Origin of the sequence: Nocardia wallacei, assembly GCF_014466955.1 — a bacterium.
Classification (GTDB): Bacteria; Actinomycetota; Actinomycetes; order Mycobacteriales; family Mycobacteriaceae; genus Nocardia; species Nocardia wallacei.
In genome coordinates, this window is record NZ_AP023396.1 from 5,690,145 (window position 1) to 5,716,629 (window position 26,485).

The 26,485-nt window shown below is 69.3% G+C and carries 26 protein-coding genes; 14 read left to right on the forward strand and 12 right to left on the reverse strand.

Features of this window, described 5'->3' with window-relative positions:
* Window positions 1-3 precede the first annotated feature (3 nt).
* Both NWFMUON74_RS25075 and NWFMUON74_RS25080 read left to right on the forward strand, forming a co-directional pair.
* Window positions 4-1,494, forward strand: a complete 1,491-nt coding sequence (locus NWFMUON74_RS25075) for a hypothetical protein (RefSeq protein ID WP_187684237.1) — start codon at window positions 4-6, stop codon at window positions 1,492-1,494.
* A 15-nt stretch (window positions 1,495-1,509) separates the two neighbouring features.
* Entirely contained in the window at window positions 1,510-1,833 is a 324-nt protein-coding gene (locus tag NWFMUON74_RS25080; protein WP_187684238.1) for a hypothetical protein, read from the forward strand.
* Window positions 1,834-1,936: 103 nt separating this feature from the next.
* On the opposite strand, the gene NWFMUON74_RS25085 is transcribed toward NWFMUON74_RS25080, so the two are convergent.
* Window positions 1,937-4,138: a molybdopterin oxidoreductase family protein gene (locus NWFMUON74_RS25085; RefSeq protein ID WP_187684239.1), complete on the reverse strand. Its 2,202-nt coding sequence runs from the start codon at window positions 4,136-4,138 to the stop codon at window positions 1,937-1,939.
* Between the two features lie 275 nt (window positions 4,139-4,413).
* Window positions 4,414-4,983 carry a CGNR zinc finger domain-containing protein gene (locus NWFMUON74_RS25090; RefSeq protein ID WP_187684240.1) on the reverse strand — a complete coding sequence of 190 codons (570 nt, stop codon included), beginning with the start codon at window positions 4,981-4,983 and terminating at the stop codon, window positions 4,414-4,416.
* Between the two features lie 103 nt (window positions 4,984-5,086).
* On the opposite strand from NWFMUON74_RS25090, the gene NWFMUON74_RS25095 reads away from it, so the two are divergent.
* The 10 genes from NWFMUON74_RS25095 (at window position 5,087) to NWFMUON74_RS25140 (ending at window position 15,088) form a co-directional block, all read left to right on the forward strand.
* Complete coding sequence (locus NWFMUON74_RS25095) at window positions 5,087-6,262, forward strand: epoxide hydrolase family protein (protein WP_187684241.1); 1,176 nt, start codon at window positions 5,087-5,089, stop codon at window positions 6,260-6,262.
* A 90-nt stretch (window positions 6,263-6,352) separates the two neighbouring features.
* Complete coding sequence (locus tag NWFMUON74_RS25100; RefSeq protein WP_187684242.1) at window positions 6,353-6,541, forward strand: hypothetical protein; 189 nt, start codon at window positions 6,353-6,355, stop codon at window positions 6,539-6,541.
* Between the two features lie 122 nt (window positions 6,542-6,663).
* Window positions 6,664-7,803: an LLM class flavin-dependent oxidoreductase gene (locus NWFMUON74_RS25105; RefSeq protein ID WP_187689410.1), complete on the forward strand. Its 1,140-nt coding sequence runs from the start codon at window positions 6,664-6,666 to the stop codon at window positions 7,801-7,803.
* A gap of 4 nt (window positions 7,804-7,807) precedes the next feature.
* A complete protein-coding gene (locus NWFMUON74_RS25110; RefSeq protein ID WP_187684243.1) occupies window positions 7,808-8,473 on the forward strand; it encodes a CE1759 family FMN reductase in 666 nt (221 codons plus the stop codon).
* A gap of 317 nt (window positions 8,474-8,790) precedes the next feature.
* Complete coding sequence (locus NWFMUON74_RS25115; protein WP_187684244.1) at window positions 8,791-9,795, forward strand: Acg family FMN-binding oxidoreductase; 1,005 nt, start codon at window positions 8,791-8,793, stop codon at window positions 9,793-9,795.
* A gap of 147 nt (window positions 9,796-9,942) precedes the next feature.
* Entirely contained in the window at window positions 9,943-11,109 is a 1,167-nt protein-coding gene (locus NWFMUON74_RS25120) for an acyl-CoA dehydrogenase family protein (RefSeq protein WP_187684245.1), read from the forward strand.
* Entirely contained in the window at window positions 11,100-12,485 is a 1,386-nt protein-coding gene (locus NWFMUON74_RS25125) for a phosphotransferase family protein (RefSeq protein WP_232110591.1), read from the forward strand. The genes NWFMUON74_RS25120 and NWFMUON74_RS25125 overlap by 10 nt, the downstream gene beginning before the upstream one ends.
* 140 nt (window positions 12,486-12,625) lie before the next feature.
* Window positions 12,626-13,342: a 3'(2'),5'-bisphosphate nucleotidase CysQ gene (locus NWFMUON74_RS25130; protein ID WP_187684246.1), complete on the forward strand. Its 717-nt coding sequence runs from the start codon at window positions 12,626-12,628 to the stop codon at window positions 13,340-13,342.
* Between the two features lie 120 nt (window positions 13,343-13,462).
* On the forward strand, window positions 13,463-13,906 hold the full coding sequence (locus NWFMUON74_RS25135; RefSeq protein WP_187684247.1) for a pyridoxamine 5'-phosphate oxidase family protein: 444 nt from the start codon (window positions 13,463-13,465) through the stop codon (window positions 13,904-13,906).
* 45 nt (window positions 13,907-13,951) lie between these two features.
* Complete coding sequence (locus NWFMUON74_RS25140) at window positions 13,952-15,088, forward strand: Fic family protein (protein ID WP_187684248.1); 1,137 nt, start codon at window positions 13,952-13,954, stop codon at window positions 15,086-15,088.
* Window positions 15,089-15,097: 9 nt separating this feature from the next.
* Here the strand turns inward: NWFMUON74_RS25140 and NWFMUON74_RS25145 are convergent, their stop codons facing one another.
* Entirely contained in the window at window positions 15,098-15,784 is a 687-nt protein-coding gene (locus NWFMUON74_RS25145) for a class I SAM-dependent methyltransferase (RefSeq protein WP_187684249.1), read from the reverse strand.
* A gap of 128 nt (window positions 15,785-15,912) precedes the next feature.
* Here NWFMUON74_RS25145 and NWFMUON74_RS25150 point away from each other — a divergent pair, with 128 nt between their 5' ends.
* Together NWFMUON74_RS25150 and NWFMUON74_RS25155 are read left to right on the forward strand one after the other, a co-directional pair.
* Complete coding sequence (locus NWFMUON74_RS25150) at window positions 15,913-16,758, forward strand: 3-hydroxybutyryl-CoA dehydrogenase (RefSeq protein ID WP_187684250.1); 846 nt, start codon at window positions 15,913-15,915, stop codon at window positions 16,756-16,758.
* 60 nt (window positions 16,759-16,818) lie between these two features.
* Entirely contained in the window at window positions 16,819-17,472 is a 654-nt protein-coding gene (locus NWFMUON74_RS25155; protein WP_232110592.1) for a TetR/AcrR family transcriptional regulator, read from the forward strand.
* A 2-nt stretch (window positions 17,473-17,474) separates the two neighbouring features.
* Here the strand turns inward: NWFMUON74_RS25155 and NWFMUON74_RS36785 are convergent, their stop codons facing one another.
* The 9 genes from NWFMUON74_RS36785 to NWFMUON74_RS25200 are packed head-to-tail and all read right to left on the reverse strand — an operon-like array spanning window position 17,475 to window position 26,471.
* Window positions 17,475-18,527 carry a hypothetical protein gene (locus NWFMUON74_RS36785; protein WP_187684251.1) on the reverse strand — a complete coding sequence of 351 codons (1,053 nt, stop codon included), beginning with the start codon at window positions 18,525-18,527 and terminating at the stop codon, window positions 17,475-17,477.
* A gap of 27 nt (window positions 18,528-18,554) precedes the next feature.
* Window positions 18,555-19,517 carry an MlaD family protein gene (locus NWFMUON74_RS25165; RefSeq protein WP_187684252.1) on the reverse strand — a complete coding sequence of 321 codons (963 nt, stop codon included), beginning with the start codon at window positions 19,515-19,517 and terminating at the stop codon, window positions 18,555-18,557.
* Entirely contained in the window at window positions 19,514-20,575 is a 1,062-nt protein-coding gene (locus NWFMUON74_RS25170) for an MlaD family protein (protein WP_187684253.1), read from the reverse strand. The genes NWFMUON74_RS25165 and NWFMUON74_RS25170 overlap by 4 nt, the downstream gene beginning before the upstream one ends.
* On the reverse strand, window positions 20,572-21,687 hold the full coding sequence (locus tag NWFMUON74_RS25175; protein ID WP_187684254.1) for an MlaD family protein: 1,116 nt from the start codon (window positions 21,685-21,687) through the stop codon (window positions 20,572-20,574). Before NWFMUON74_RS25175 ends, NWFMUON74_RS25170 begins: the two co-directional genes overlap by 4 nt.
* A complete protein-coding gene (locus tag NWFMUON74_RS25180) occupies window positions 21,687-22,742 on the reverse strand; it encodes an MlaD family protein (RefSeq protein WP_187684255.1) in 1,056 nt (351 codons plus the stop codon). The genes NWFMUON74_RS25175 and NWFMUON74_RS25180 overlap by 1 nt, the downstream gene beginning before the upstream one ends.
* A complete protein-coding gene (locus NWFMUON74_RS25185; RefSeq protein WP_187684256.1) occupies window positions 22,730-23,737 on the reverse strand; it encodes an MlaD family protein in 1,008 nt (335 codons plus the stop codon). Before NWFMUON74_RS25185 ends, NWFMUON74_RS25180 begins: the two co-directional genes overlap by 13 nt.
* Window positions 23,734-24,744, reverse strand: a complete 1,011-nt coding sequence (locus NWFMUON74_RS25190; protein ID WP_232110593.1) for an MlaD family protein — start codon at window positions 24,742-24,744, stop codon at window positions 23,734-23,736. Before NWFMUON74_RS25190 ends, NWFMUON74_RS25185 begins: the two co-directional genes overlap by 4 nt.
* Before the next feature lie 30 nt (window positions 24,745-24,774).
* Complete coding sequence (locus tag NWFMUON74_RS25195) at window positions 24,775-25,629, reverse strand: MlaE family ABC transporter permease (RefSeq protein WP_187684258.1); 855 nt, start codon at window positions 25,627-25,629, stop codon at window positions 24,775-24,777.
* Window positions 25,629-26,471: an ABC transporter permease gene (locus NWFMUON74_RS25200; protein ID WP_187684259.1), complete on the reverse strand. Its 843-nt coding sequence runs from the start codon at window positions 26,469-26,471 to the stop codon at window positions 25,629-25,631. The genes NWFMUON74_RS25195 and NWFMUON74_RS25200 overlap by 1 nt, the downstream gene beginning before the upstream one ends.
* Between the last annotated feature and the right edge of the window lie 14 nt (window positions 26,472-26,485).

Sequence of the window (26,485 nt, forward strand, 5' to 3'; positions counted from 1 at the left end):
CGCGTGACGACACCCCTGGTGATCCGGCCCGCTGTCTACTATGACGCCGCGGGCGCCTTGACCACCGCCGCGAACAACCTGTTCACCGAGGTGGATAGCCGTTATGGTGCCCTGTCGGCAGGGGCGAGCATGGCCGGCACCTACGAGGAAGCGAAGAAGTGGGCCGAGTCCTACGACCAGCACGCTTTCGACGCACTGACCGGCGCGGCCGCGCTGGCCCGCACCATGGCCGCCTACGCCGGAACGCTGCGCACCCTGGGTCACAACCACGACGTGGCCGAGCACACCGCCACCCACGGCGACAACACCCCTGCCCCGGATCCGCCGCCGCTCCCGGCACCGCTGCTCTACACCTGCCACGCACCGCTGCCGTCCGCGGGCGGCCCGGTCAATGGACTGGACGAGCCACTGAGAATCGCCGAGAAGGTGGGCATCATCGTGCCCAACGGCGACACGGAGAAACTCGGCTCGGTCGCCGATGTGTGGACGCAGATGCAGACCGCGCCCGCGGTGTCGAACCTTCCGGCGGAAATCGAGCGCATCAAAGGGTTTTTCGCCGACATCCAAACCCCGGAATGCGAGTACATCGAGGGCCACCTGGCCCAACTGAAAACCGCGGCCGACGCGGTCCCGGCATCGTTCGGGGTGCTCGCGACCGCCTGCCGCGACCACTCCACGCAGCTCGCCGCGCTGCGGGAAGAGCTGAAAACCCAGCTCGAGGATCTGGGCAAGGAACTCGCCAAAGAGCTGGCGATCACCGCTGCGATCGGCATCGCCACGTCGTTCGTCACGTTCGGTATCGGCGCCGCGGTGGCGTCGGCGAAGGCGGTGGAAATCGCCGCGCGGTTCGCGCGCCCGATCCGCGCGATTATCGACGCCTGGAAAGCGCGCAACAAATACGAGGGCGGTATCAAAGGCGCGCGGACACTTCAGGATGTCGCCAAGGAGCGTAAAGCGCTTCAGGATATCGAGCAGCTCGGCAAGAAATCCGCCGACGATCTGGGCAAGCCGTCCGGAATGGCGACCCGCGCCGAACTCACCCAGGAAGAGAAATTCATTCTGAACCGTGGGCCGACCGACCGCTACGGCAACGACATGATTTCCGCGATTCGCGAGAACCGCGTGACACCGCAGATGCAGGAGGATATCAACGCCTACAATCGTGCGCTCGACAAGTTGCCGCCCTACGAGGGCAAGGTGGTGCGGCACACCGAATTGCCCAAGGATGAACTCGACTCCTACATCCCTGGTCAGCCGAAGACCGAACGCGCCTACACGTGTACATCGACCAACCCACTCGGCACCGGCGGTGGTGTCAACGTCGGTACGAAAGATGTCGAGTACCGCATCACGAGCAAGACCGGTCGCCAAATCCACGAGTACGGCGGCACCAAGGACGAAGTGCAGTTCAAGGACCAAACCGATTTCTTCGTCCGTAACAAGTATTTCGACGACGAGTCACAGCGATGGATCATCGTCATGGACGAAATCTAGGAAGGAATGTACGCCATGCCGAAAAAAGTCGGCGGGAAGACCTTCTACACCCGCGAGGAATACGAAGAACTGCACCCCGGTGTGAAACTGCCACCCGTGCCGACCCCCGAGGAACAGGAAGCCAACCGCGCCGAGTGGGACGAGTGGATCCGCACCACGCCCCCGCTGCCCGAAGGCGAACCGAACTACCTGAGCAGCAAGAACTATCGCGACGACCTGGTAGGCACCGAGTTCGAAGGATGGACCCGCACCGCGGACGGGCAATGGCTCGACAAGCACGGCCGTCCCGCCTATGACGCCAACGGGCAGCGCATCCAGTACGACACACCTGGTAACTGAGCCGCGATCAGCGGCGAACGCGGAGGGGCGGGCCGAACGGCCCGCCCTTCGTGCGTCGCGACCAGGACGGAGACGATGACTCGGATGTACTCGCGGGGCCGGACTACCGGGCGCTCGCGGCCGCGGTTTCGGCTGGGCGGCCCTGGGTTCCGGGCGATGTGGCCGTGACGCTCACCCACGTATTGTTCACCGCCGACGTGCCCGAGAGCGGGTCGACCAGGGCTGGGTCGTGGAGGAGGTTGACGTTGGCGCCGGGGAGGGAGGCGGCCAGTTGCCAGCCGACGCCGGGTTCGCTGTGGCCCCAGCCGTGCGGGATGGCGACTGTGCCGGGGCGGATGTCGTCGCTGATCTCGACGGTGACGACGATGGAGCCGGTGGTGGAGGAGACGGTGACCGGGTCGCCGGCGGCGAGGCCGCGCGGGTCGGCGTCGGCGGGGTGCACGAGTACCGTGCAGCGGTCGCGGCCCTTCACCATGGCGGGGACGTTGTGCAGCCAGGAGTTGTTGCTGCGCAGGTGCCTTCGGCCGATCAGGCGCAGGTCGTAGCCCTCGGGTCCGGCGGGCGGGGCCTGGCGTACGTCGTCGACGATCGCGCGGGCGGCGGTGACGAAATCGGGCGGGGCGATACGCACCCTGCGGTCCCGGGTACCGATCAGCTTGGGCAGCCGCGGGCGCAGCGGGCCGAGGTCCACACCACCGGGCGCCTCGCGAACATCCTTGACCCGCAAGCCTTTCCGGCCCCGGCGCAGCACACCGTACGGCCCGGCCGCGATGCCCAGCGCGCCCAGCCGCAGCGGGCTGAGCCGCTCGAACACGCCGTTGAGGGCGCGGCTGGTCAACCGGCGGGCGGGCAGCGGCACCACCTCGGTGATCATCCGCGCCAGAATCTGCCAGTCCTCCAGTCCGTCGGCCGGTGGCTCGAAGACCCGGGCGTCGTACCGCAGGTTGTTGCGCACGCTGAACACGGGGAACAGCAGGTTGACGTCCTCGCGTTCCAGCGGGGACACCGGCGGCAGGATGATGTCGGCGTGCCGGGTGGTCTCGGTGATGTACATGTCCACGGCCACATAGAAATCCAGCGATTCCAGCGCCGCGTCCAGGCGACCGGCCTGCGGGGTCGACAGCACCGGATTCCCGGCGTAGGTGATCATGGCGCGGACCTGTCCCTCCCCCTCGGTCAGGATCTCGTCGGCCAGCGCCGCCACCGGCAGCTCGGAGCGGAACGACTTGTACCTGCCCGAACGATCAGTCCACGCGCCGTGCGCCATTGGCAGGTACTTGCCGACCCTGGGCGCGTCGACCGGCGGAGTCGAGAACATCTGGCCCCCGGCACGATCCAGATTTCCGGTAACCGCGTTGATGGTGTTCACCAGCCAGTGCGTCAGCGTGCCGGTCACCTGCTGGCACACGCCGATGCGCGCGTACAGCACCGCCGACCGGGCGGCCGCGTGCTCACGCGCGAAGCGGCGGATGGTCTCCGCGTCGACACCCGCGTGCGGCGCGGCCAGCTCCGGAGTGAAATCCGCTACCAGAGCGCGCAATTCGTCCCAGCCCGCGCATTGCCGCCGAATCGCCGCTTCGTCGCAGAGGTTCTCGGTCGCCAGGACGTGCAGCACGGCCAGCAGCAGGTGGACGTCGCCGCCGGGGACGACCGCCATATGCTCGTCGGCCAGCCGCGCGGTCTCGGTGCGGCGCGGGTCGATCACCACGACCTTCCCGCCTCGGCCGCGCACATCCTTGATGCGCTGCTTGGCGTTCGGCATCGTGGTCACCGAACCGTTCGAGACCGCCGGATTCGCGCCGAGGATCACCAGCCGGTCGGTGCGGTCGATATCGGCGATCGGCATGAGCACGTTCGAGCCGAACATCCGCCAGGCCGCGAACTCCTGCGGGAACTGATCGATCGAGGACGCCGTGTAGAAATTGCGCGTCAACAACGCCATCCGCAGCAGCGCCCCGTACAGCACCGAGGAACTGTGCGCGGCCGGGTTACCCAGATACATCGCGATCGCGCTCGGCCCGTGCTCGCGCCGGATCGCGCGCAGCCGCCGCCCGATCTCCCGGAACGCCTCGTCCCAGCCGATCGGCTCGAACCCGTCGCCAACCCGCCGCACCGGCGTCCGCAGCCGGTCCGGGTCGTGGTGCAGTCCGCCCATCGCGGTCGCCTTCGGGCAGATATACCCTTGCGACAGAACGTCTTCCGGGTTCCCCTCGATCCGCGCGACCCGATCCCCCTCGACGGTGACCAGGATCCCGCAGTGCGCCTCACACAGAGTGCACTGCCGAGCAACAATGCGAGTACTCATAGCTCATCCTCTCAGGCGACGGCCCATCGCGAGCGTACCGCTCCCCTCTCCCCGGGTACACCCACCGCAGTCGGATATCGACACGCCAGGTTTCGGCTCGGCGTGTGCCCATCCATCGCGGCATCGGCGCCCGGCCTGCGGCCGTGAACGCACACCTTCGCAGGTCCGAAACCCCTTCCGATCGGAGGTCTTCGCACATGACCGTGACCGATGAGTGCCTGGACGACAACGCGCGGTCCGCCGAAGGGCTGCGGAACATCCGGCTCGGTATGTCTTTATGAGCTGGATTCCTTGCGGTGGCTGGCGTTGAAGCGGGCTTTCTTCTGACGGTTGCCGCAGGTGTTCATGTCGCACCATTTGCGGGTGCGGCTTCGGCTGGTGTCGAAGAAGGCGGCTCGGCAGGTAGGGGAGGCGCACAGGGCCAGTTTTCCGTCTCGTTCGCCTGCGATGATGCTGATCGCGTCGGCGGCGATCACGCCCAGGGCGTCTGCCACGCAGGTCGGCGAGCTGAGTTGCCAGTGCCGATTGCCTTCGGGCGCAAGGATTGCCGATGCGCGGCCCTGAACGCTGCAGTCGTTGATCACTCGGACCGCGGCGGCGGGTAGGGCGGCTCGGGTAGCGGCGGCCGTGGCAGCGGCGTGGATCGATTCCCGCAGTTCCCGGGCGCGTTCGAGCTGGGCGGGGGTGCAGGAGTCGACGGCGAGGCCGTTCACCCGCAGCCAGTCGACCAGGCGCTGCGGCGTGGGAATGCGCTCGATCGCGTCGCCGTGACGCTCCGACAGCGTCCCCGTGAAGCTGGTCGCCAGCACGTTACCGAGGCGAAAGTCGGGAAACCCAGCAGGCATGGAACCACCATAGCCGGTTGCAGCCCGGCTCGATCGCGTGTTAGAACCGTCTTAGCCGGTTCACGACGAGCCGCAGCCCGCTCAGCGACGGCCTGGAGGTCTCATGCACGGTTCACCCGCCGACGTGCGCGCATTCGAAACCCGCGCACCCGACGCCGACCTCGACGATCTGCGCGCGCGATTGGCCGCGGCACGCCTACCGGAGCCGGAGACGGTCCACCCCGCCCCGCCCGGCCCGCGCCGATGGGCACAGGGCGTCCCCCTCGCCGATCTCACCGAGGTCGTGAACTACTGGCGCACGGAGTACGACTGGCGGTCGTTCGAAGCGCGCCTCGACCGAATCGGCCAGTACCGCACCACAATCGACGGTCTGGGCATCCATTTCCTGCACCGCCGCTCCACCCGCGCGGACGCCACGCCCCTGATCGTGACCCACGGCTGGCCGGGCAGCATTGCCGAATTCATCGACGTGATAGACGAATTGGCCGATCCGGAAGACGCCGCCGCCCCGGCGTTCCACGTGGTGGTCCCGTCGTTACCGGGCTTCGGCTACAGCGATAAACCCGCCGCCACCGGCTGGGGAACCGAAAAGATCGCGGCCGCCTGGGTGGAACTGATGCGAAGGCTCGGCTACCGCAGATTCGTCGCGCACGGCGGCGATTGGGGAGGCGTGATCACCACGATCCTCGGCGGCAGATTCCCCGAGCACGTCCTCGGCATCCACACCACGACCGCGCAGTCCCCGCCCGGCTTGCCGACGGAGGGCCTGACGGCGCTCGAACGCGCATGGACCGAGGAGACCAGCCATTTCTGGCGTCACCGCGCGGCATACGCGAAACAGCAGGCGACCCGGCCACAGACCATCGGCTACGCCCTCGTCGACTCACCCGTCGGACTGCTCGCCTGGATCCTCGACAAGTTCGCGGAGTGGACCGACACCGAGGACAGCCCGTTCGAAACCATCTCCAGGGACCGCATTCTCGACGACGTCACGCTGTACTGGCTCACCCGCACCGGCGCCGCCGCGGCCCGCATCTACTACGAAAGCCACAACTCCCTCGACCCCGAACTCCGCGTCGACGTTCCGTCCGCGATCACCGTATATCCCCGCGACATCGAGAAATATCCGCGTGGCTGGGCCGAGAAGCGATTCCGGCAGATCGTCCGCTGGCGGTCCCCCGAAATCGGCGGGCATTTCCCGTCCCTCGAGGTCCCGGAGTATTTCGTCACCGACGTTCGAGAAGGACTTGCCGCGGTACTGGCCGCGAACCCTTCCTGAATCGGATTTCAGGCCCGTTCAGGCCCGCTTCAGCCACCCGTTGCGACAGTGGCCCCGCGATCGATACCACCATCGAGCGAGAGGCGGAATATGGACCACACAGTGCGCATCGGCCGGCACCCCTACCGGATCGTCGGCAAGGCTCCACTGTCGACGGTGTCGCGGGCCTGCTACGGCAAGCACCGATACACCTTGCAGCGCGTGTCGGACGGTTCACTGTGGCTGGCCTTCGGCGCCCGGCTCACCGCCGCGTCGGAACTGGTCTGCGCACGCCGGTAGTTCTCGGCCCCGGCGTGCGCCGTTCCGCACGCCGGGGCCACCGGAATAGGCCCGCACGGTACCGTGTTCCCTTGGTTGCCATGTCCACCAAATTGGTGGAGCCAGGAACCGAGGAGGACACCGTGCAGTTCGGAATCTTCAGCGTCGGGGACGTCACCGCCGACCCGACCACCGGCCGGACGCCCACCGAGGCCGAGCGCATCAAGGCGATGGTCGCCATCGCGTTGAAGGCGGAAGAGGTCGGGCTCGACGTGTTCGCCACCGGTGAGCACCACAATCCCCCGTTCGTGCCGTCGTCGCCGACCACCATGCTCGGCTACGTGGCCGCCCGCACCGAGCGGCTGCAGCTGTCCACCGCGACGACGCTGATCACGACCAACGACCCGGTGAAGATCGCCGAGGACTTCGCCATGCTGCAGCACCTGTCCGACGGCCGGGTGGACCTGATGCTGGGCCGCGGCAACACCGGCCCCGTCTACCCCTGGTTCGGCAAGGACATCCGCGAAGGCATCCCGCTGGCCATCGAGAACTACCACCTGCTGCGCAAGCTGTGGCGCGAGCCGCAGGTGAACTGGCAGGGCAAGTTCCGCACCCCGCTGCAGGGCTTCACCGCCACGCCCGCGCCGCTGGACGGGACGCCGCCGTTCGTGTGGCACGGCTCGATCCGCTCGCCGGAGATCGCCGAACAGGCCGCGTACTACGGCGACGGCTTCTTCCACAACAACATCTTCTGGAACGCCGAGCACACCGCGCAGATGGTGAATCTGTACCGGCAACGCTACGAGCACTACGGGCACGGCGCCGCCGACCAGGCCGTCGTCGGTCTGGGCGGGCAGGTGTTCATGGCCGAGACCGAGGCGGCGGCCAAGAAGTTCTTCCGGCCCTACTTCGACGACGCGCCCGTCTACGGCCACGGACCGTCGCTGGAGGAGTTCACCGAACTCACCCCGCTGACCGTGGGGACGCCCGAGCAGGTGATCGAGCGCACCCTCGGTTTCGCCGACAATGTCGGCGACTATCAGCGCCAGCTGTTCCTCATGGACCACGCCGGGCTGCCGCTCGAGGTGGTGCTGGAACAGCTCGAGATCCTCGGCCGCGAGGTCGTGCCGGTGCTGCGCCGCGAGTTCGAGGCCCGTCGCCCCGCGCACGTGCCCAGCGATCCGCCGACCCACGCCACGCTGGTGGCCGCCGGGCCGGACACGCCCTACCACCTCGTCGAGCCCGCCCGCGAACGTATGCTCGCCGCTGCCCCGAAGGAGTGAACCAGTGAGCCGCACCGTCGTCGTCCTGACCGCAGGACTGTCCCAGCCGTCCACCACCCGGCTGCTCGCCGATCAGTTGTCCGGCGCGGTGGCCGCCGCCGTCACCGCGCGTGGCGAGTCCGTCGACTTCGAGGTGGTCGAATTGCGGGATCTGGCAACGGATCTGGCGACCACCCTGACCACCGGCGGCCTGCCGACTCCGGCGGTCGCCGCGGTCCGGGAGAAGATCTCCGCCGCCGATGGGGTCATCGCCGTCACACCCGTGTTCGCCGCGAGCTACAGCGGCCTGTTCAAGATGTTCATCGATGTCCTGGACCCCGACGCGCTCAACGGCATGCCGGTGCTGATCGCGGCCACCGCGGGCACCCCGCGTCACGCGCTGGTGCTCGACCACGCCATGCGGCCGCTGTTCGCCTACCTGCGCGCGGTCGTGGCGCCGACCGGAATCTTCGCGGCGACAGAGGATTTCGGCTCCGAGGGGCTCGCCGATCGGGTGCGGCGCGCCGCCGCCGAGTTCGCGCCGCTCGTTCTCGCCGAACAGACCGCGGTCGCGGGCTTCCTCGACGAGCAGCCCCCTCGGGCACGCACCTCCGGCAACTCCCTCCCCGCCCCGACCCCGTTCGCCGAGCTACTCGCCGGGCACGACGGCGTGCTCGCCGGGACCGACTAGCGCCTCGTCCGGCCAGGTCGCGCGCGCAATAATCCGGCGACGTCGGCCGTCATCCTCGCGATAATGGCCGACGCGTGGAACACCTCGATCACGTCATCGACGGCTACGGGGCCGACGTCGACCTCGACGTGATCCGCGCATGGTGGTAGCTGCGCGCCTGACGACGGACAGAGCCCCCGGCCGGAGTCTGCCGCCTGCCACTAGCGCGGCGTTTGCGCAAACTCATGGCAACGCCCAGCATGGACAGTGACCCGTGGCCCGCCGCCCTGGACGCACGACCCCTGACGGGTCACCGACCCCAACGGAGGCTGGAAACCATGACCTTCCCGAACCCGTCCGGCACCCGCACCGAACCCGACGAGGAGACCATCCTCGCGGTGATGCGGCTCGCGCAGCGGGCACCGTCGGTCCACAACACCCAGCCCTGGCACTGGGTACTCGCCGACGGCGAACTGCATCTGCACACCGACCCCGACCGCATGCTGCCCGCGGCCGACCCGCACAGCCGCCAGCAGGTCATCAGCTGCGGCGCCATGCTGCATCACGTCCGCACGGTGCTCGCGGCCCGCGGCTGGCACACCGACATCACCCGCCTGCCCGACCCCGCGCGGCCCGACCACCTGGCCGTGCTCTGCTTCCGGCCCTGGCCCGATCCCCCGGCCGGCATCGCGACCCGCGCGGCAGCGATCGAGCGGCGGCGCACCGACCGCCTCCCGCTGCTCGAACCGCGCGGCTGGGACGAACTCCTACCCGCCCTGCGCAAACTGGTCGCACCACACGATCTGGTTTTCGAGGTACTCGAAGACGATGCCCGCGAACAGCTGGCAAAGGTTTCCGCACGGGCCACCACCGCCCGCGACGACGACGCCATGTATCAGATGGAACTGGACTGGTGGACAGGCCATTCCGGCGCCGCGGAGGGAGTGCCGGAAACCTCGCGGGTCTCAGCCGCCGAGGCCGCGCGAGTCGAGGTCGGCCGGGAATTCCCCACCGTCGCGCATTCGATGCGCCGCCCCGCCCTCACCGACCGCGCCGAGTTGGTCGCGCTCGGATCCTACGGTGACGCGACGCCGCAGTGGCTGCACACCGGCGAGGCGCTGTCCGCCGTACTGCTCGAGAGCACTGCCGCGGGCCTCGCGACCTGCCCGATCACCCATGTCACCGAACTCCCCGCGGGCCGCGGCGCCGTCGCCGACCTACTTCCCGACCGCGCCACACCCCAGGTCGTGATCCGGATCGGCACCGCACCCGCGGGCGAACCGGACCTGCCCGCCACCCCGCGCCGCCCGCTCGCCGACATTCTCACCGTCCACCACAGCTGACCGAGGAACTCCCGCGAGGTTCGCACCGTCGAAGACGATGCGCTGCCGAGAGCGCCCGTCGCCCGGATACTATTGGCCGGGCGACAATAACGCGCGGCCGGTGGAACGCAGCCGGCGACCTACGCGCTGCCTCGGAGGAGGTCCCACATGGACGAACTGGCCGAAACAATCTCGCGGATGCGGGCTTTCATCGATTCGGAGGTCATTCCGCACGAGCCGGTGCTGGCCGCCGACGATGCCGAGGCGGGCGCCGCGCTCGCCCGGCTGCGCGAGCGGGCCAAGGAACTCGGGTTGTGGGCGCTGGGTCATCCGGCCGAACTCGGCGGTGGCGGTGTGCCGTTCCTCGACTTCGTCTACCTGAACGAGATCATCGGACGTTCGGAGTTCGGGCAGCTGGCCGTGGGCTCGGTGTCCATGCAGGACACGCTGATGCTGCACCGGCACGGCACCGACGAGCAGCGCCGCCGCTGGATCCCGCCCATGGTGGCCGGTGACATCCTGCCGTCGGTGGGGCTGACCGAGCCGGAGGTCGCGGGCTCGGATCCGACCCTGATCGCCAGCCGCGCCGAACTCGACGGCGATACCTGGATCATCAACGGGCACAAGTGGTTCACCACCGGCGCGCGCCAGGCGGCGTACTGCACCGTGTTCGCCCGGACCGAACCGGAAGACGTGCCCGCGCACGCCAGGATCAGCGCGATCATCGTGCCGACCGACACCCCGGGCTTCGAGATCGTGCGCTCCATCCCGACGATGGGCCACGATCCGAGCGACCACTACGAGGTGCGGCTCACCGACGTGCGCGTGCCCGCCGCCAACCTGCTGGGCGAGCGCGGCAAGGGTTTCGCCGTGGCACAGGACCGCCTCGGCCCCGGCCGGATCTTCCACTGCATGCGGTGGCTCGGGCAGGCCCAGCGCGCCTACGAACTCATGTGCGCACGGGCCAACGCCCGCTACGCGCACGGCTCACTGCTCGCCGAGAAGGGCGAAATCCACAGGTACATAGCGGAATCCGCCGCCGAGATCCACGCCGCCCGGTTGATGACCCTCGACGCCGCCCGCGCGATGGACGCCGGGGAGGACTACCGGGTGCGCGTCGGCCTGGTGAAATTCTGGGGCGCGCGCATGCTGCACAACGTCATCGACCGCGCCATCCAGGTGCACGGCGCGCTCGGTCTGACCGCCGACACCCCGCTGGAACGTATGTACCGGCAGGCCCGCTACGCCCGCGTCTACGACGGTCCCGACGAGGTGCACCGCATGTCCGCCGCGCGCCGCCTGCTGCGTTCCCCGGAGGCCGCGCCGTGGCGGTGACACCGGTAACCCCTGCGGCCGAGGCGATTACGCTGGCCGACGGTGTCGGCGCGGTGCTCGCCGCGGCGACCGGCCGGGCGATCACCGATGTGCGGGTGCGGCCGTTCACCGGCGGGGCGAGCAGACAGGTGTTCGCGGTCGAGGCACGCGACCCGGCGGGCACTGCGGTACGGGCCGTACTGCGCCGCGACCCGCCCGGCCACGGTGACACCGCGCGGATGCGGGCCGAGGCGGCGTGCCTGCGGGCCGCCGCCGGAGCCGGGGTGCCGGTCCCGACCGTGCTCGCCGCCGGGGACACGGCGCCGGGGATCGATGCACCCTATCTGCTGATGGAGCTGGTCGGCGGGGAGTCGATTCCCCGTAAGCTGCAACGGAATCCGGAGTTCGCGCTGCTGCGCGACCGGCTCGCCGGAGAACTCGGCCGCGTGCTCGGACTGCTCCACCGCACCCCGCTCGATACGCTCGGCATGCTGGACGACGGTGACCCACTCGACATGATCGAGCAGGTCTACCGCGATCTGGGCGATCCCCGTCCGGTGGTCGAAATGGGATTGCGCCGGCTGCGCGAGGGTCCCCCGCCGCGACGCCCGAACACGCTGGTGCACGGCGACTTCCGGCTCGGCAACTTCCTCGTCGAACCCGACGGTATCCGCGCGGTGCTCGACTGGGAACTGGCCCACATCGGCAACCCCGTCGAGGATCTGGGCTGGCTGTGCGTGCGCGCCTGGCGTTTCGGCGCCGCGGCGCCGGTCGGCGGTCTCGGCAGTCGCGAACAACTGCTGGACGGCTACGAACAATGCACCGGCACCCGCCCGGCCGCGGCGGAGTTGCGCTGGTGGGAGGCGTTCGGAACGCTGAAGTGGTTGGTGCTCAGCATGTTCCAGGCCGAACGCCACCACAGTGGGACGGAACGCTCACTCGAGCTCGCGGCGATCGGCCGCCGTGTCTGCGAATCCGAGTACGACCTGCTCATCGCGCTCGATCTGCTCGACGGCACGGCGTCGGTGCCCGCGCCCACGACACCCCCGCCCACGGTGCACGACCGCCCCGGACCCGCCGAGATACTGGAACTCGTCGCCGAGGCCCTCACCACCGAGATCGGCCCCGCCCTGACCGCGGACCACTCCCGCGAGCGCTACACGCTCCGGGTCTGCGCCAACCTCCTCGCCATCGCGGCCCGCGAACTCCACGCCGGCCCCGCCGCCACCACCGTGGTCCGGCGCCTACTCACCGCCCTGGGGTGCGATTCCGAAGCCGCCCTGGCCGACCGCCTGCGCACCGGCGCACTCCCCTACTCCGACAACGCCATTCGCCACGCGGTGACCACCGCCGTCCTCTCGCGCCTCCGAGTCGCCAACCCCCGATACGCCGAATAGGGCACCCGCGCCGCATCCGTCCCCGTCCGTGCCGCCGGGCAGCCGCACCCGGTCAGGCGGCCATGGCGCGCGTGGACCGGGTGATCGACTTGCCGTGGCGGGCGGGCATACTCGGTCGGGGATCGAGGGTTAGGACTGGCATGGACGATCACTATCTGGCGGCGGCGCTCGCTCAGGAAGCCGGTGAGCTGTTGCTCGCCATCCGGGCGGAGGGCGGCGCGGTCGGCGACCGGCGGTCCAACACCCTGCTGCTGGACCGGTTGCGGCAGGAGCGGCCGGACGATGCCGTGCTCTCGGAGGAGAGCCCCGACGACGCGGTGCGGATCGGCCGGTCACGGGTGTGGATCGTGGACCCGCTCGACGGCACCCGCGAGTACGGCCAGCCGCCCCGCGACGACTGGGCGGTGCACGTCGCACTCGCGGTGGACGGCGTACCCGAAGCGGGCGCGGTCGCGCTGCCCGCCCAGGGCGGCCTCGTGCTGCACACCGGTGAACCACCCGTGCTCGCGCCCCCGCAGGCCGGACCCGTCCGGGTCGCCGTCTCCCGCAGCCGCATGTCGCGGGAGGTGCAGCGGTTGACGGCCGAGCTGTCGGCGACACCGGTGCCGATGGGTTCGGCGGGCGCGAAGGCGATGGCCGTCGTGCGCGGCCTCGCCGACGTCTACGCGCACTCCGGCGGTCAGTACGAATGGGATTCGTGCGCGCCGGTGGCCGTCGCCGCGGCGGCCGGACTGCACGTCTCCCGCCTCGACGGATCCCCGCTGCGCTACAACCGCCCCGACCCCTACCTCCCCGACCTGCTCATCTGCCGCCCCGAACTCGCCGAATCCGTGCTGACGGCCGTACACCGCGGCTGAGTCCGGCCCATCGCCTCGGCGCGCCGGAGCAGCCGACGCGTCCGGTCGTGGCGCTCGACGGAGACCGAGTCTTCGCCTTTCCCGACCGCGCGGCGGGCACGGCGCACGTAGACTCCGCACGTGACCGATCTCGCGGACTTCGCACGGCTGCTCGCCGGTGATCACGGCCTGTGCGTCGTGTCGACCGCGCGGGCCGACGGCACCATTCAGTCGTCCCTGGTGAACGCCGGGGTCCTGCCCCACCCCGCCACCGGCGAGCAGGTGATCGGCATGGTGGTGCGCGGCGGCACCCGCAAACTCGAGAACCTGCGGGCCCGCCCGCACACGACCGTCGTCGCCCGCGTCGGCTGGCAGTGGGCCACCGCCGAGGGCCCGGTATGGATCACCGGCCCCGACGACCCGGCCCCCGGCATCGACCCCGAACGCCTACGCCTGCTGCTCCGCGAGATCTTCACCGCCGCCGGCGGCACCCACGACAACTGGGACGAATACGACCGAGTGATGGCCGAAGAACACCGCACCGCCGTCCTACTGACTCCCACCCGTATCTACAGCAACAGCTGAAGCCGCCCGATCGACGTAATGATTACGTCATAGTAGTCTGGCATCATGCTGTTTCCGACGCCCACCCTGACTGCCATCGATGAACACGTCTTGGCCGAGGTGGATCGGATGCGAGCCGACCTGCGTCACGAAGTTCGGTCGAAGCCAGGTAAGTGGGTCGGCGGCCTACGCAAATTCCTGACAGCAGATGCTGTCGCGGCGTCGAACTCCATCGAGGGGTTCAAAGTTTCGACGGTCGACGTCGAAGACCTGATCGCAGGTGAACGGGATGTCGAGGTTTCCGAGGAGGACAAGGCCGAAACGCTCGCCTACGAGCGAATGATGACCTACATACAGACGCTGCACGATGTGGATGACTTCGCCTACAGCAAAGGTTTGCTGAATTCGCTGCACTGGATACTGCAGGGGCACCGGCACACCGAGCGACGACCGGCCGGCCAATGGCGGCGCGGACCGGTCTATGTCACCGACGCCCGCGATCCGAGCATCGCCGCGTACACCGCACCGGACGCGGATCGAGTGCCTTCGTTGATGGCGGAACTCGTGGACTGGCTCGAAACAGACGACGGCACACACCCGCTCGTCCGCGCGGCAATGGCCCATCTGCACCTTGTCTCCATCCACCCCTGGGCGGACGGCAACGGGCGAATGTCGAGGTCCCTGCAAACGTTGTTGATCGCTCGGGAAAGCGTTCTCGCGCCGGAGTTTTCGTCCATCGAAGCTTGGCTGGGTAGGCCCGGCAATACCTGGGAGTACTACCAGGTTCTCGGTCGGCGCGGCAATATCTATCAACCGGATCAGGATGTATCAGAATGGATCAGGTTCAATCTGACCGCCTATCACCAGCAGGCGCAGACGGTCCACGCCCGGTGGGTTCGGGCCGCCACCGTGTGGTCGATGCTGGAAGAGTACCTAGCAGGTATCCGCATAGACGAACGGGCGGTCAGCGCGCTGCATGATGTAGCTCTGTCCGGCCGGATCCGGCGAACACGCTACGAACTGGCCGAGGGGCTGAGTTTGCAGCAGGCCCAACGTGATCTGCGTGATCTCGTCACGCTCGGCGTCCTCGAGCCCGTCGGGCGCACCAGGGCCCGCTTCTACCAGGCGGGACCCGATTACCCGGCGGATGTGCTGGAGGTCGCCAGGACCCCGACCACGCTGACCGATCCCTATCGTCGTTAGTGGGGTGGGTCAGGGGAGGTGGGCGGACAGGAGCCAGGCCGGGATGGACTTGCGGCCGTTGCCTTCGTCTCGCAGGCCCGCGCCCATCAGTTCTTCGAGGTTGGGGAGGTTTTCGGGGAGTTGGGCGTGGATGCGGGCGGGGCGGATCTCGTCGATGGTCCAGTAGCGGCCGACGATGTCGCGCAGTTCGTCGGCGGTGACCGGGTTGACCGGGTCCACGGGGACGGCGGCCTTGTCGAAAACCAGCACGAAATAGGAGGCGCCGGGGGCCGCGGCGCGCACGATCGACTGCTGATAGCCCTCGCGTAGTTCGACCGGCATGGAGTGGAACAGGGTGCTGTCGACGATGGTGCCGAAGCGGTTGTCGTAGCCGGTGAACGAGCTGATGTCGGCGACCTCGAAACTCGCGCCGGTGAGCCCGCGGGCGGCGGCCGCCCGGCGCGCGAGTTCGATCGCCGTCGGCGACTGGTCCAGGCCGACGGTCGTGAAACCCCGCTCGGCCAGGTGCAGCGACAGCGCGGCCTCACCGCAACCGGCGTCGAGCACCTCGCCGTGGAACTTCCCGGCCGCGATGAGCGCGGCGATCTCCGGCTGCGGTTCGCCGATGCTCCACGGCGGGCGGCCGCCCGCGCCCATCTCGGGCCGCTCACCGCGGTAAGCGGATTCGAACATCTCGTCGGACGAAGGAGTTGTCATACCTCCCGGTGTACCAAAGGGTTCCGGTGCTCCGCACGCACCGGACGAGACCGCGGGACGGGGCTGTGCGACCCTCGTAGCGAAAGTTGTCGCGCCCGGTGCGGCGCCGGAGGACGAAGGAGAGACGCGTGCAGCGGATCGGCGTGATCGGTGGCGGAACGATGGGGGCGGGCATCGCCGAGATTGCCGCGCGAGCCGGCGGCGAGGTGCTGGTGCTGGAGCGCGACGCCGACGCCGCCGACGCGGCCGTCGCCCGCCTGGAGAAGTCGCTGGCGCGGGCGGTGAAGTCCGGGCGGCTGGAGCAGGCCGACGCCGACGCGGCGCGCGCCCGCGTCACGCTCACCGTCACCATCGACGACTTCGCCGACCGCGAACTGGTCATCGAGGCGGCCCCGGAGATCGAGGAACTCAAGGCCGAGTTCTTCGCCAAACTCGACGCCATCGTCTCCCCCGAGACCATCCTCGCCACCAACACCTCCTCCATCCCGGTGATCCGGCTGGCCAACGCCACCACCCGGCCCGGCCGCGTGGTCGGCCTGCACTTCTTCAACCCGGTGCCGGTGCTGCCGCTGGTCGAGATCGTGGTCACGCTGAAAACCGAACGGGCCGTGGCCGATTCGGTGACCGCCTACGCCCGCGACGTGCTGGGCAAGCGCACCATCGAATCCAAGGACCAGGCCGGATTCATCGTCAACGCGCTGCTCATCCCCTACCTGTGCGCGGCGATCCGCATGTTCGAGACCGGTTTCGCCAGCGCCGAGGACATCGACGAGGGCATGGTCTCGGGCTGCGCCCACCCGATGGGCCCGCTGCGCCTGACCGACACCATCGGCCTGGACGTCACACTCGCCGTGGCCGAGTCGCTCTACCAGGAGTTCGGCGAACCCCAGTACGCCCCGCCGGTGCTGTTGCGCCGCATGGTCGAGGCGGGCTATCTGGGCCGCAAGACCGGGCGCGGGTTCTACACCTACTGATCCGGCGCCTGCCTGCGCATAGAATGGCTGGTCGTCGGCTAGGTGGTGGGAGGCGTTGGTGTGACGCGGTTGTCCGGCGTCTACGACGCGTCCAAGCCGGGATTGCCGCGGGGGCGCAGCAGCCTCCCGGCCGAACAGGCGCGTGAGGAGCAGCGCTCCCGGCTGCTGCGCGGGGTGATCTCGGCGGTGGCGGAGAAGGGGTACGCCGCCACCACGGTCGCGGATATCGTTGCGCGCGCGAGGGTTTCGCGACGGGAGTTCTACCAGCACTTCACCGACAAGCAGCAGTGCTTCCTCGACGCCGCGCTGGCCGGCGCGGAGGTGGTGTTCGCCGCGCTGGAACCGCCCGCGGAACAGATCGACCCGCTGGACATGCTGCGGCGTAGCATCCGCGGATATCTCGGATTGTGTTCCGCCGAGCCGGAATTCACGCGCTGTCTGATCATCGAGCTGCCGGGCATGGGGGAACTGGGGCTGGCGCTGCGCAATGTCGGCTATCAGCGGATCGCGGATATCCTGCGGGAGTGGCACGTTCGGGCGCGGGAGGTTCGCCCCGAGTGGCCCCCGGTGCCGGGCGCGATGTTCACCGCGGCGGTGGGGGCGATAGAGGAACTGGTACTGGGGCCGATCAGCGCCGGGTGCCCGGACGAGCTGCCCGAACAGGAGCAGTCGGCGGTGGAGGTGCTGCTGCGGCTGTTCGCCGTGCCGGAGTGAGGTCAGCGGGTGGGCAGCGCGCCGTCCAGGCCGCCGACGTCGGTGATCTGCCAGCCGCCGTTGCTGTCGACGGTCACGTTGTAGGTGACCGTCATCTGACCGCCCTTGGGGTTCTGGGCATTGGTCGAGGTGACGTCGACGAAGACATTGACCTTGTACACACCACCGGACACCGAGGCGACCTTCGCCGCGATCGGCACGGCCGTGGAGGTCCACTTCAACGGCAGCAGAATCTCCTCCAGCTTCGGCGCCGTGGCGTCGAACTTGTTCGCCAGCTGCGGACTCGTATTCGCCTTGAGCTTGCTCACCCAAGCCGCCACATTCTGATGGTCGATGGTCGACGCCCCGACCGCGTAATCCGTCGCCACCTGCTCGGCGTGCCGCTCCCCCACCTCCCCCGCCCGCACCCCGTCCAACTCGTCCCGCGCCGCCCACCACCCGAAACCGGCCACGGCCAGCGCGGCCACCAACACCGCAACCCCAACCGCCACACCGATGGCCGAGACCGACACCGACACGGTCCGGCCCGTGCCGCCCCGCCGCTCCCGCCCGGTCCCAGCCGATTCAGCGTCGACTACCGCATGTGCCGCCGCTCCGGCCCGTCCCGCGGCCGCCCGGCGTCCACCGCGACTGCCCCCACCACGGCCCTTCCCACCCGCACGCCCGGCCCCCGCCTCGCCCGCGCCACTGTCCGCCTCGCCACCCGGCGAGCCGACTTCCTTCCCCACCGCTTCCGCGTCACCCGCCTCGGCCGCACCACCGTGCTTTCCGCCAGGATCCCCGCCCACCCCCGAGTCCGCGCCGCGAGTCGCCCCCGAGGCCGACCGGCCCGCGTCCTTGTCCGAAATACCCTGTTGCCCAAGGGCTTTGTCATCGCCCGCGCCTACCGAACCCGCAGCTCCGGAACCGGCGGCGGCCTCGACCGGCTCCCCGCCCGATTCGGCGACGACCGCGCCGAGCGGCTCGGCCGGTGTGGCGTTGCCGGTCTCGCCCGGGAGCGGTTCGCCTGCCACGGCGTCGGAGATTGCGTTGTCCGAGTTGGGTTCTGCGGGCATGGGTGATTCCTTTGCGCGGGTCCGGAGTCAGTTGAGGGCGATGCGGAGGTGGATGGCGCCGTCGTCGGGGTCGGTGGAGGCCAGGGCCGCGGAGATGAGGGCGCCCAGGTCGATGCGCGGGACCACCCCCACGACGGTGTCCACCAGCGGCCGCAGGATGGGGGCCAGCGGGGCCAGCTGCGGGCCGATCTCGTCGACCCAGGTGCCGAGCCGGTGGACGAAGGGCACCAGACCCATGTCCTCCTGATACATGCGGGGCGCGTCGCCGGTGCGGAACAGCCGGCCGATCGACTCGGCGATATCGTCCACGCGCTGGCCGAATTCGATGAGCGGCGGGCGGGCGACCGTCATCGCGGGCCCGGCGTCGGCCATCTGCGGGGCGATGCTCTGCAGGTCGCGCAGCAGTTCCCCGACCTCGGGCGACCGGTCGGCGATGGCGGCGGCGAGCAACCCGGTGGACCGCGACAGTTCGGGTATCACCGCCTCGGTCCCGGTCAATGCCGTGGTGAAGGTGTCGACGAGCGCGTTGGCGGCGGCCGGATCGATCCGCCCCAGCACCCGGGTGACCAGCCGGGCCAGCTCCGGGATCGACAGCGGCGGACGCACGAGTGCCGTATCGACCGCCTCGCCGTCACGCAGGTTCCGCCCGCCCGGCGTCCGCGGCGCGAACTCCACGTAGGGCTCGCCGAGCCAGGACAGGTTCTCGATGGTGACGAGGCTGTCGGCCGGAACCTGGTACGCCGCACGGATATCCATCGTCACCCGTACCCCGGCGGCGGTGGAGTCGACCGCGGCGATCTCCCCCACCTCGATACCGGACAGCAGCACCGGCGACCCGGTCGCGAGACCACCGGAGTCGGGCACCCGCATGGTGACGGTGGTGTACTGCGCGAACGGATCCGCGCCCACGACACCGAACGCGAGGTAGGCCGAACCCACCACCGACACCACGGCGATCGCGCCGAGCGACAACACCGAACGCGCCTTCATCGCACCACTCCGATCATCCGCAGCGTCCGCAGGATGTGTTCGACCTGCTCGTCGGCGGGCACCGGCGGCCCCTGCTCGGGTGTCACCGTCACCCCGCGCAACCGCACCTTCGGCCCGTGCTCGACGAACGGGATGATCTTGTCGCGGATCACCGCGACCAGGGCGTTGAGATTCGACGGCGCTTGCAGATCCAGTGGCCGGCTGGTGAACAGCAGCGGGAAGATCGCCCCGAGCGCACCGTCGGCGGACTGTGCCACGGGCGCGAGCCAGGTGAGCGCGTGCGCCACCGGAGCCATGCCGCCGAGCACGCCGATGACATTGACGATGGTGGCGACGGAGGCCGACAACTGTTCCACGGCGGGTTCGGTGAGCAGCTCGGCGAGGGTGTCGCGCCGGCGATTCATCACCTCGGAGTCCTTGGTGAAACCGTTCAGCAGATGGTCGACCTGATCCAGATTGGCCGACAGATCCGCGGCGTCGGCGCCGAGCACCTGGAAGATGCGCGCGGTCTGCGCCGGATCCTCCGGCAGCACGCCGTTGAGGTCGGTGATCAGGTCCTGCAGGTGGTCGATCGCGCCGCCCTGCACGAAGGTCGCGACCCCCGCCAGGGTGTCCTCGACGCGGACCGCGGGCCGGGTCTGGCCGACGGGAATGGTGTCGCCGTCGTGCAGGAGCCGCCCGAACCCGTCCGGCGGCGTGGTCAGCGCGATGTGGATGTCGCCGAGCAGCGTGTTCTGCCGCAGCACCGCGGTCGTCGTGGTGGGCAGCTGAACGTCGTCGTCGATCTCGGCGTCGACGATCACGTGCCCGCCGGGCCCGCGATCCGGCTGTGCCAGTGCGATATTCGTGGCGACGCCGACCTGTGCGCCGTTGGCGATCACCTTCGCCCGCGCGGGCAGATTCAGCACATCGGTGAACTCGATGCGCACGTGATAGCTGGGCCCGGCCACCCCGGCACCGGGCAGCGGCAGCTCCGCCGGATCGAAGGCGCAAGCCCCGCAAGCCGATACGGCCACGATCAGCGCGGCCGAGGCCGCGCGGCGCAGTCCCGCCCTCATCGCGCACCCGCCGAGGCCAGGACCATCCGCACCAGGTCGACGTTCGCCATGTCGTCGGCCGCCGAACATCGGCCCGGCGCGACCAGATCGACCGCGGCACAGATCTTCTCGGCGTCCGGCGTGGGAATCGCGACTCGCGGCGGCGCGAAGGTGAGTCCCGGCGCGCCGGTACGGGGGTCGAGGATCGCGGTGAACGCGCCGGTGATCACGGGAACCATGTCGAGGATCTGGCGCAGGGTGGCGATGTGCGCGCCGAGGAACCGGATCAGCGGCACCGACGCGTCCAGCAACAGGAAGATCGGATCCCCGAACATCGTGGTGATGTCGTTCAGCATGGGCAGCACTCGGCGGAAGTGGTCGATGATGACGGTGGTCTCGCTGAACAACTCGTTGTTCACCTGCCGCAGGATCTGCTCCAGCCCCAGCACCATCGCGTCGATCGTGCCCCAGTGTGTGGACACGCTGTCGGCCAGCGCCGAGAGGCTGTCGACGATGCCCGACAGTCGGCCGATGGCCGCGTCGGGATGGTCCAGCGCGGTACCGAGCTTGCCGATGACGGCGTTGAGCTGCGGCCCGGTGCCCGCCGTCGCCGCGTTCAATTGGGTTACCAGACGGCCGATCTCGTCGTTCTGCTCGGGTTCGGGCCCGAGCAGCTGTTCGGACAGCTCGGCCACGGCGTGCAGCGTCTCGGTCAGGCTCTTCGGCGTCAGCGTTCGGGTGAGACACTGCCCGGGATCCCACCGATCGGGCACGGCGCCGCTGTTGAGCACGGCCAGATCGCGGTCGGTGGTGACATTGCGCGACAGTGTCGTCGCGGCGGCATCGGCCAGGACCGGGTGCGCGGCGTCCACGGCGAACTCGACCCGCACCTTGTCCCCGGCGGGCCGGACATCGGTGACCGTGCCGACGGGAATGCCCCGCATCGTGACGTGATTGCCCGCGTACAGTCCGATGCTGTCGGGCATCAGCGCACAGTAGGACACCGTCTTGCGCAACGGATTCGCGACGACGAGATAGCCGACCACGGCGACCACGACCAGTACCAGCGCACCGGCCACCGACATCGTCACCCGCGAACCGAGCACGGTGTGCAGAGCGTGTCGTCGGATCATCAGCAGGCCTTTCCGGGTACCGGGACGCAGATCTGCCCGAGCAGCGTCCCGCCATCGACCGGCTGCTCGGCCACCACGGTCGCGGCGGGATCGCCGACCTGTACCCGGCCGTCGGGCAGCACCAGCCCGGTCAGGTGCTCGCCGATGCCGTGCACGGAATCGACCAGGCCGCTGAGCTTTTCACCGATGCTCTCCAGCTCGTCGATGGCATCGGCCAGCTGGCGGGCCATCGGCTTCAGCGTCGTCTCCCAGGACGGTTGCAGCGCCGCGACGCGGCCGAACACCGAACGCAACAGCTGCACGGCCTCGCGCACCTCGGCCCGCTTGTCCCCGAGCAGCGTCTCGAGCAGGGTGATCTTCTCGATCATGCGGCGCAGCTGGCCCTTTCCGAGATTCACCACGCCGAGGTACTCCTGGGCGACCGCGATACCCTTCGACACGTCGGCGCGCTGGCGATTCAGGACGTCGACGAGATGCTCTGCGCCGGTGAGCATTTCCCGGATACTGCTGGGCGCCTGGGTGAGCGAGTCGGCGAGCGCCGTGAGGTTCTCGCGCAGCGTGCCGCCGTCGATGCCCCGGACGGGGTCCACCGCGTCCTGGAAGGTCTCCATGAGGCTGTACGGCAGCCGCACGTGGTCGGCCGGAATCGCCCGGCTGCCGAGCGGTGTCGTCCCCGCCGGGAACAGGGCCACGTAGTGGCCTCCGACCAGGGTGAGCATCCGCACGTCCAGCGTGGTCTCGCTGCCCACGAAGACGTCGTTGTCCACGGTGAACCGCATGATCACCTTGTCCGGTCGCAGTTCGAGTTCGTCGACCTCGCCCACCGAGATACCGGCCAGCCGCACGTCGTCACCTGCCTTCACGGTCTCGGCCTCGGTGAGTTCGGCGGTGTAGGTGGTGCGGCCGAACGGGATCGCGTACACCGCGGCGGTCACCAGCAGCGCGAGGACCACCAGTACCGCGCCGAGCGCGCCGAGCCCGAATTCCCTGCGCCGCGTGCTGATCTCGTCTCGGCCGTAGAGCACCCGGCGCACCGTGCGGGTCACGCGTTGCATATCGACACCCGCTGTCCGTCGAGCAGGATCTGCAACGGCCGCGGCACGGCCGCATTCCCCTTGCTGCACACCGGCGACGAGCCCGGAATGCGCTGCGGTATCGACGCGTCCAGCGCGGCCAGCGCCGCGGGCAACCGGCTCAGCACGTCGACGACCAGCTGCGGGTCCGGAATCAGCAGGCGCAGAATGGCTTCGATGTCCGGGTTGTCGTTCTCGGTGAACCCCAGGGTGGCCAGCAGGCTGTCGGCCGGTCGCAGCACCGGCGGCGCGGTGAGCGAGAAGTCGATCAGGCCCACCACATTGCGCTGCAGGGAGTCGAAGATGTCGGCGGCGTTGCCGAGCAGCGTGATCAACGGCGCCGAGGCGCCGCCGATCTTGTCGTTGATCTGGGACATATTGCGTATCAAGGTGGTGATGACCCGCTGGCGGTCGGTGACGTAACCGGCCAGTTCCCCGATGGCGTCCAGGGCCGGGCCGACGCCGCTGCCGTTGCCCTCGATCACCGCGAGCATGCTCGTGGTGAACTTGTTGAGCTTCTCCGGCGACAGCGTGGCCAGCACCGGTTTCAGCCCGTTGAACAGGCTGGTCACATCGAACGAGGGCACGGTGTGCGCGACGCCGACGGTGGCGCCCGCACGCAGCGGCGCACCGGGCTCGGGCGCGTGCTGCACGTCGATGTAGCGCTGCCCCACCAGGTTCTGATACCGGACGGCGAGTTTGCTGTTGTCGAACAACGGCGCCGAGGTCGCGAGATCGAATCGCACCTTCGCCTTGTCGCCCTGCAGCGCAATATTTTTCACCTGGCCCACCGCGATCCCGCGCAGCCGCACCTCGTCTCCGGCGCGCAGGCCGTTGACATCGGTGAACAGCGCTGTGTACGTGCGGGTCTCGCCGTCCACCGGCTGTCTGATGACCGAGACGATCGCCACCAGCAGCAGCCCGATCACCGCGGCGAACAGGGCGAACCGCCAGGCGGCGCCGCGCGTTGTCTTCATCGTCCACCTCCGTCGGGAAGCGCGGCCGCCCCGACCGCGATCACGGGGATGTTGCGCAGGTCCACATCGGCCTGCAGCACCGGGCCGTCGGGAGTGTCGGGCAGCGCGGCGCCCATGCGCTCGATCAGCTCGCGCACCTCCGCGCCGGAGCGCCGCGGCTCCGGCACCATTCGCGCGACCACCTGCAGCACCGGTATCGCCAGCTCGGTGTAACCCGCGAAGCCGGTCTCGGCGTAGCGCAGCGCCCGCGCCACCTCGGGCAGCAATTGGTCGATCACCATCGAGATGCCACCGTCGATCCGTACGCGATCGTTGCGCAGCGTCTCGATCCGGTACACGCGGTCGAGCAGGTCGACGAGGGAGTCCATGAAGTCTCCGCCACCCTCGAGCGTGGTGCCGAACCGCCCGAGGATCAGCGACAGCGGCACATCCTGCACCTCGGTGACGGTGCGGGCCAGCGTGACGACCGATTCCAGGAAGGGGGTGAAGGCCCGGGTGTCGGCGGCCAGGGTGGCCAGCAGCGTCACCATGCGCGGGGTGAGCACGGCATCACCGACCTGCGACAGGCTGCGCAGCAGGTTGCCCATGGTGGCGTCGTACACCGCGTCGGACGCCGACAGGTTCAACACCGTGTCCGGCCGCAGCGGCGGACCACCCGGTCCCCGGCGCAGCTCGATCTCGCTGATGCCGAACAGGTTTCCGGTCGCGTAGTCCACGCGCAGGCTGGTGTCCAGGCCGGGCAGGCGCGCGGAATCCAGTCGGAGCGTGATGTTCTGGGTGCCGCGCTCGCCGGGCACGATGCCGGTGACGCGGCCGACCCGCACACCGTCGAGCCGGACCTCGGTGCCCGCGGTGACGCCGTCCCCGATGCGGCTGGTGCGCAACACGATCCGGAGTCCGGGCTCCGCACGCACCGCGCGATAGGTCACCGTCACGAGCGCGACCAGCACCACCACCGCGAGGGCCAGCGCACCGACGGCCAGCGCGCGGTGACGATCGACGGTCACTCCGGGAATCCCATAGTTCGGCATCGGCGCTCACCCCGTGAAACTGACCGCGGAGTCGATGCCCCACAGCATGATCGACAGCACCATGTCGATGGCGATGATCGCCACCGAACTCGCGCGCACGGCCCGGCCCGACGCGATCCCCACCCCTTCCGGACCGCCCGCGGCGAAGAATCCGTAGTAGGAGTGCACCAGGATGACCACGGTCGCGAAGACCGCCACCTTGACCACCGCGGCCACCACGTCGAAGCCGGAGACGAACTGGAAGAAGTAGTGGTCGTAGACCCCCGCCGACTGCCCGTGCACCAGCGTGATCAGCCCCCGGCACGCCAGATACGACAGGATCAGCGCGATCAGGAAGGTCGGCACCATCGCCACCGCGCCGGCGATCACCCGGGTCGTCACCACGAACGGCACCGACCGCAGTCCCTGGGCCTCGATGGCGTCGATCTCCTCGCTGATCCGCATGGCCCCGATCTCGGCGGTCATCCGGCAGCCCGCCTGACCGGCGAAGCCGACCGCCGCCGCGATCGGCGCCAGCTCCCGGGTGATGGCGTAGGCGGACACGATGCCGGTCACCGGGCCCATGCCGAGAATGTCGAGGGTGGCGAAGGATTCGATCGCGACCGACGCGCCCATCACCAGGCCCAGCACGATCATCATCGGCACCGTGCCGCCGCCCACGATCACCGAGCCCGCACCCCAGGTCATATTCGAGATCGCGCGCATCGTCTCCGCGCCGTAGCGGCGCAGCGTCAGCGGAATCGCCGAGAGCACCTGCCAGGTGAAGGCCAGCGCGAATCCGAGCGACTCGATCCAGGACAGCCCGAACCGGTGGCCGCGCAGCCGTCGCAATCCCTTGGGGGCGTAGCTCGATGCCGTCATCAGGCCAGCCTCGTCGGCAGGAACATGGCGGTGATCTGCGTGATGACCAGGTTCACCAGCACGATCGACACCACCGACAGCACCACCGCCGCGTTCACCGCGTCGGTGACCCCGCGCGGTCCGCCCTTGGCCTCCAAGCCGCGCTGGCAGGCGATCACCACCACCAGGAATCCGAAGATCATCGCCTTCACCAGCGAGATCCAGACGTCGGCGAGCGTGGTGAACGATCCGAACGTCGTCCAGTAGCTACCCGGCGTGACGTTCTGGCCGCCGACCGCCACCGTGTACCCGGCCAGCACGCCCACGAAGATGATCAGCACGTTCAGCAGCGGCGCCACCACCAGCATGGCGATGATCCGCGGAATCACCAGGCGGTGTATGGGACTGATGCCCATGGTGGTCAGCGCGTCGATCTCCTCGCGGATGGTGCGCGCGCCCAGATCCGCCGCGATCGCCGCCGCGCCGGCCCCGCCGAGCAGGAAGCCCGTCGCCAGCGGCGCGCCCTGTTTGATGACCCCCAGCCCGCCGGTCGCGCCCAGTAGCGAATCCGCGCCGAGCGTGCGAATCAGGTTGCCCACCTGTACCGACACGATGACGCCGAACGGAATGGCCATCAGGATCGCCGGAATCGCGGTCACCGTGACCAGCCACCAGCCCTGCACGATAGCCTCGCGCCAGTGCAATCGGCCGCGCACGAGGTCGGTAACCGCGCCGAGCACCGCCTCCTCGGCGATGCGCACCGCGCGCCCGAAGGTGCGCACCGCGGACACCGCGGTGTCGGAGAAGTTCCGTCGCAGCACTCGTGCGGCGGAGGGGAGCGGATTCGGAACGGTAACTGTCACAACGGCTTCGTTCG

What these genes read in the sequence shown, in the direction of transcription:
- NWFMUON74_RS25080 (WP_187684238.1), top strand. Translation starts at nt 1,510, where the DNA reads ATGCCGAAAAAAGTCGGCGGGAAGACCTTCTACACCCGCGAGGAATAC.
- NWFMUON74_RS25085 (WP_187684239.1), bottom strand. Translation starts at nt 4,138, where the DNA reads ATGAGTACTCGCATTGTTGCTCGGCAGTGCACTCTGTGTGAGGCGCAC.
- NWFMUON74_RS25090 (WP_187684240.1), bottom strand. Translation starts at nt 4,983, where the DNA reads ATGCCTGCTGGGTTTCCCGACTTTCGCCTCGGTAACGTGCTGGCGACC.
- NWFMUON74_RS25095 (WP_187684241.1), top strand. Translation starts at nt 5,087, where the DNA reads ATGCACGGTTCACCCGCCGACGTGCGCGCATTCGAAACCCGCGCACCC.
- NWFMUON74_RS25100 (WP_187684242.1), top strand. Translation starts at nt 6,353, where the DNA reads ATGGACCACACAGTGCGCATCGGCCGGCACCCCTACCGGATCGTCGGC.
- NWFMUON74_RS25115 (WP_187684244.1), top strand. Translation starts at nt 8,791, where the DNA reads ATGACCTTCCCGAACCCGTCCGGCACCCGCACCGAACCCGACGAGGAG.
- NWFMUON74_RS25120 (WP_187684245.1), top strand. Translation starts at nt 9,943, where the DNA reads ATGGACGAACTGGCCGAAACAATCTCGCGGATGCGGGCTTTCATCGAT.
- NWFMUON74_RS25130 (WP_187684246.1), top strand. Translation starts at nt 12,626, where the DNA reads ATGGACGATCACTATCTGGCGGCGGCGCTCGCTCAGGAAGCCGGTGAG.
- NWFMUON74_RS25140 (WP_187684248.1), top strand. Translation starts at nt 13,952, where the DNA reads ATGCTGTTTCCGACGCCCACCCTGACTGCCATCGATGAACACGTCTTG.
- NWFMUON74_RS25145 (WP_187684249.1), bottom strand. Translation starts at nt 15,784, where the DNA reads ATGACAACTCCTTCGTCCGACGAGATGTTCGAATCCGCTTACCGCGGT.
- NWFMUON74_RS36785 (WP_187684251.1), bottom strand. Translation starts at nt 18,527, where the DNA reads ATGCCCGCAGAACCCAACTCGGACAACGCAATCTCCGACGCCGTGGCA.
- NWFMUON74_RS25165 (WP_187684252.1), bottom strand. Translation starts at nt 19,517, where the DNA reads ATGAAGGCGCGTTCGGTGTTGTCGCTCGGCGCGATCGCCGTGGTGTCG.
- NWFMUON74_RS25170 (WP_187684253.1), bottom strand. Translation starts at nt 20,575, where the DNA reads ATGAGGGCGGGACTGCGCCGCGCGGCCTCGGCCGCGCTGATCGTGGCC.
- NWFMUON74_RS25175 (WP_187684254.1), bottom strand. Translation starts at nt 21,687, where the DNA reads ATGATCCGACGACACGCTCTGCACACCGTGCTCGGTTCGCGGGTGACG.
- NWFMUON74_RS25180 (WP_187684255.1), bottom strand. Translation starts at nt 22,742, where the DNA reads ATGCAACGCGTGACCCGCACGGTGCGCCGGGTGCTCTACGGCCGAGAC.
- NWFMUON74_RS25185 (WP_187684256.1), bottom strand. Translation starts at nt 23,737, where the DNA reads ATGAAGACAACGCGCGGCGCCGCCTGGCGGTTCGCCCTGTTCGCCGCG.
- NWFMUON74_RS25195 (WP_187684258.1), bottom strand. Translation starts at nt 25,629, where the DNA reads ATGACGGCATCGAGCTACGCCCCCAAGGGATTGCGACGGCTGCGCGGC.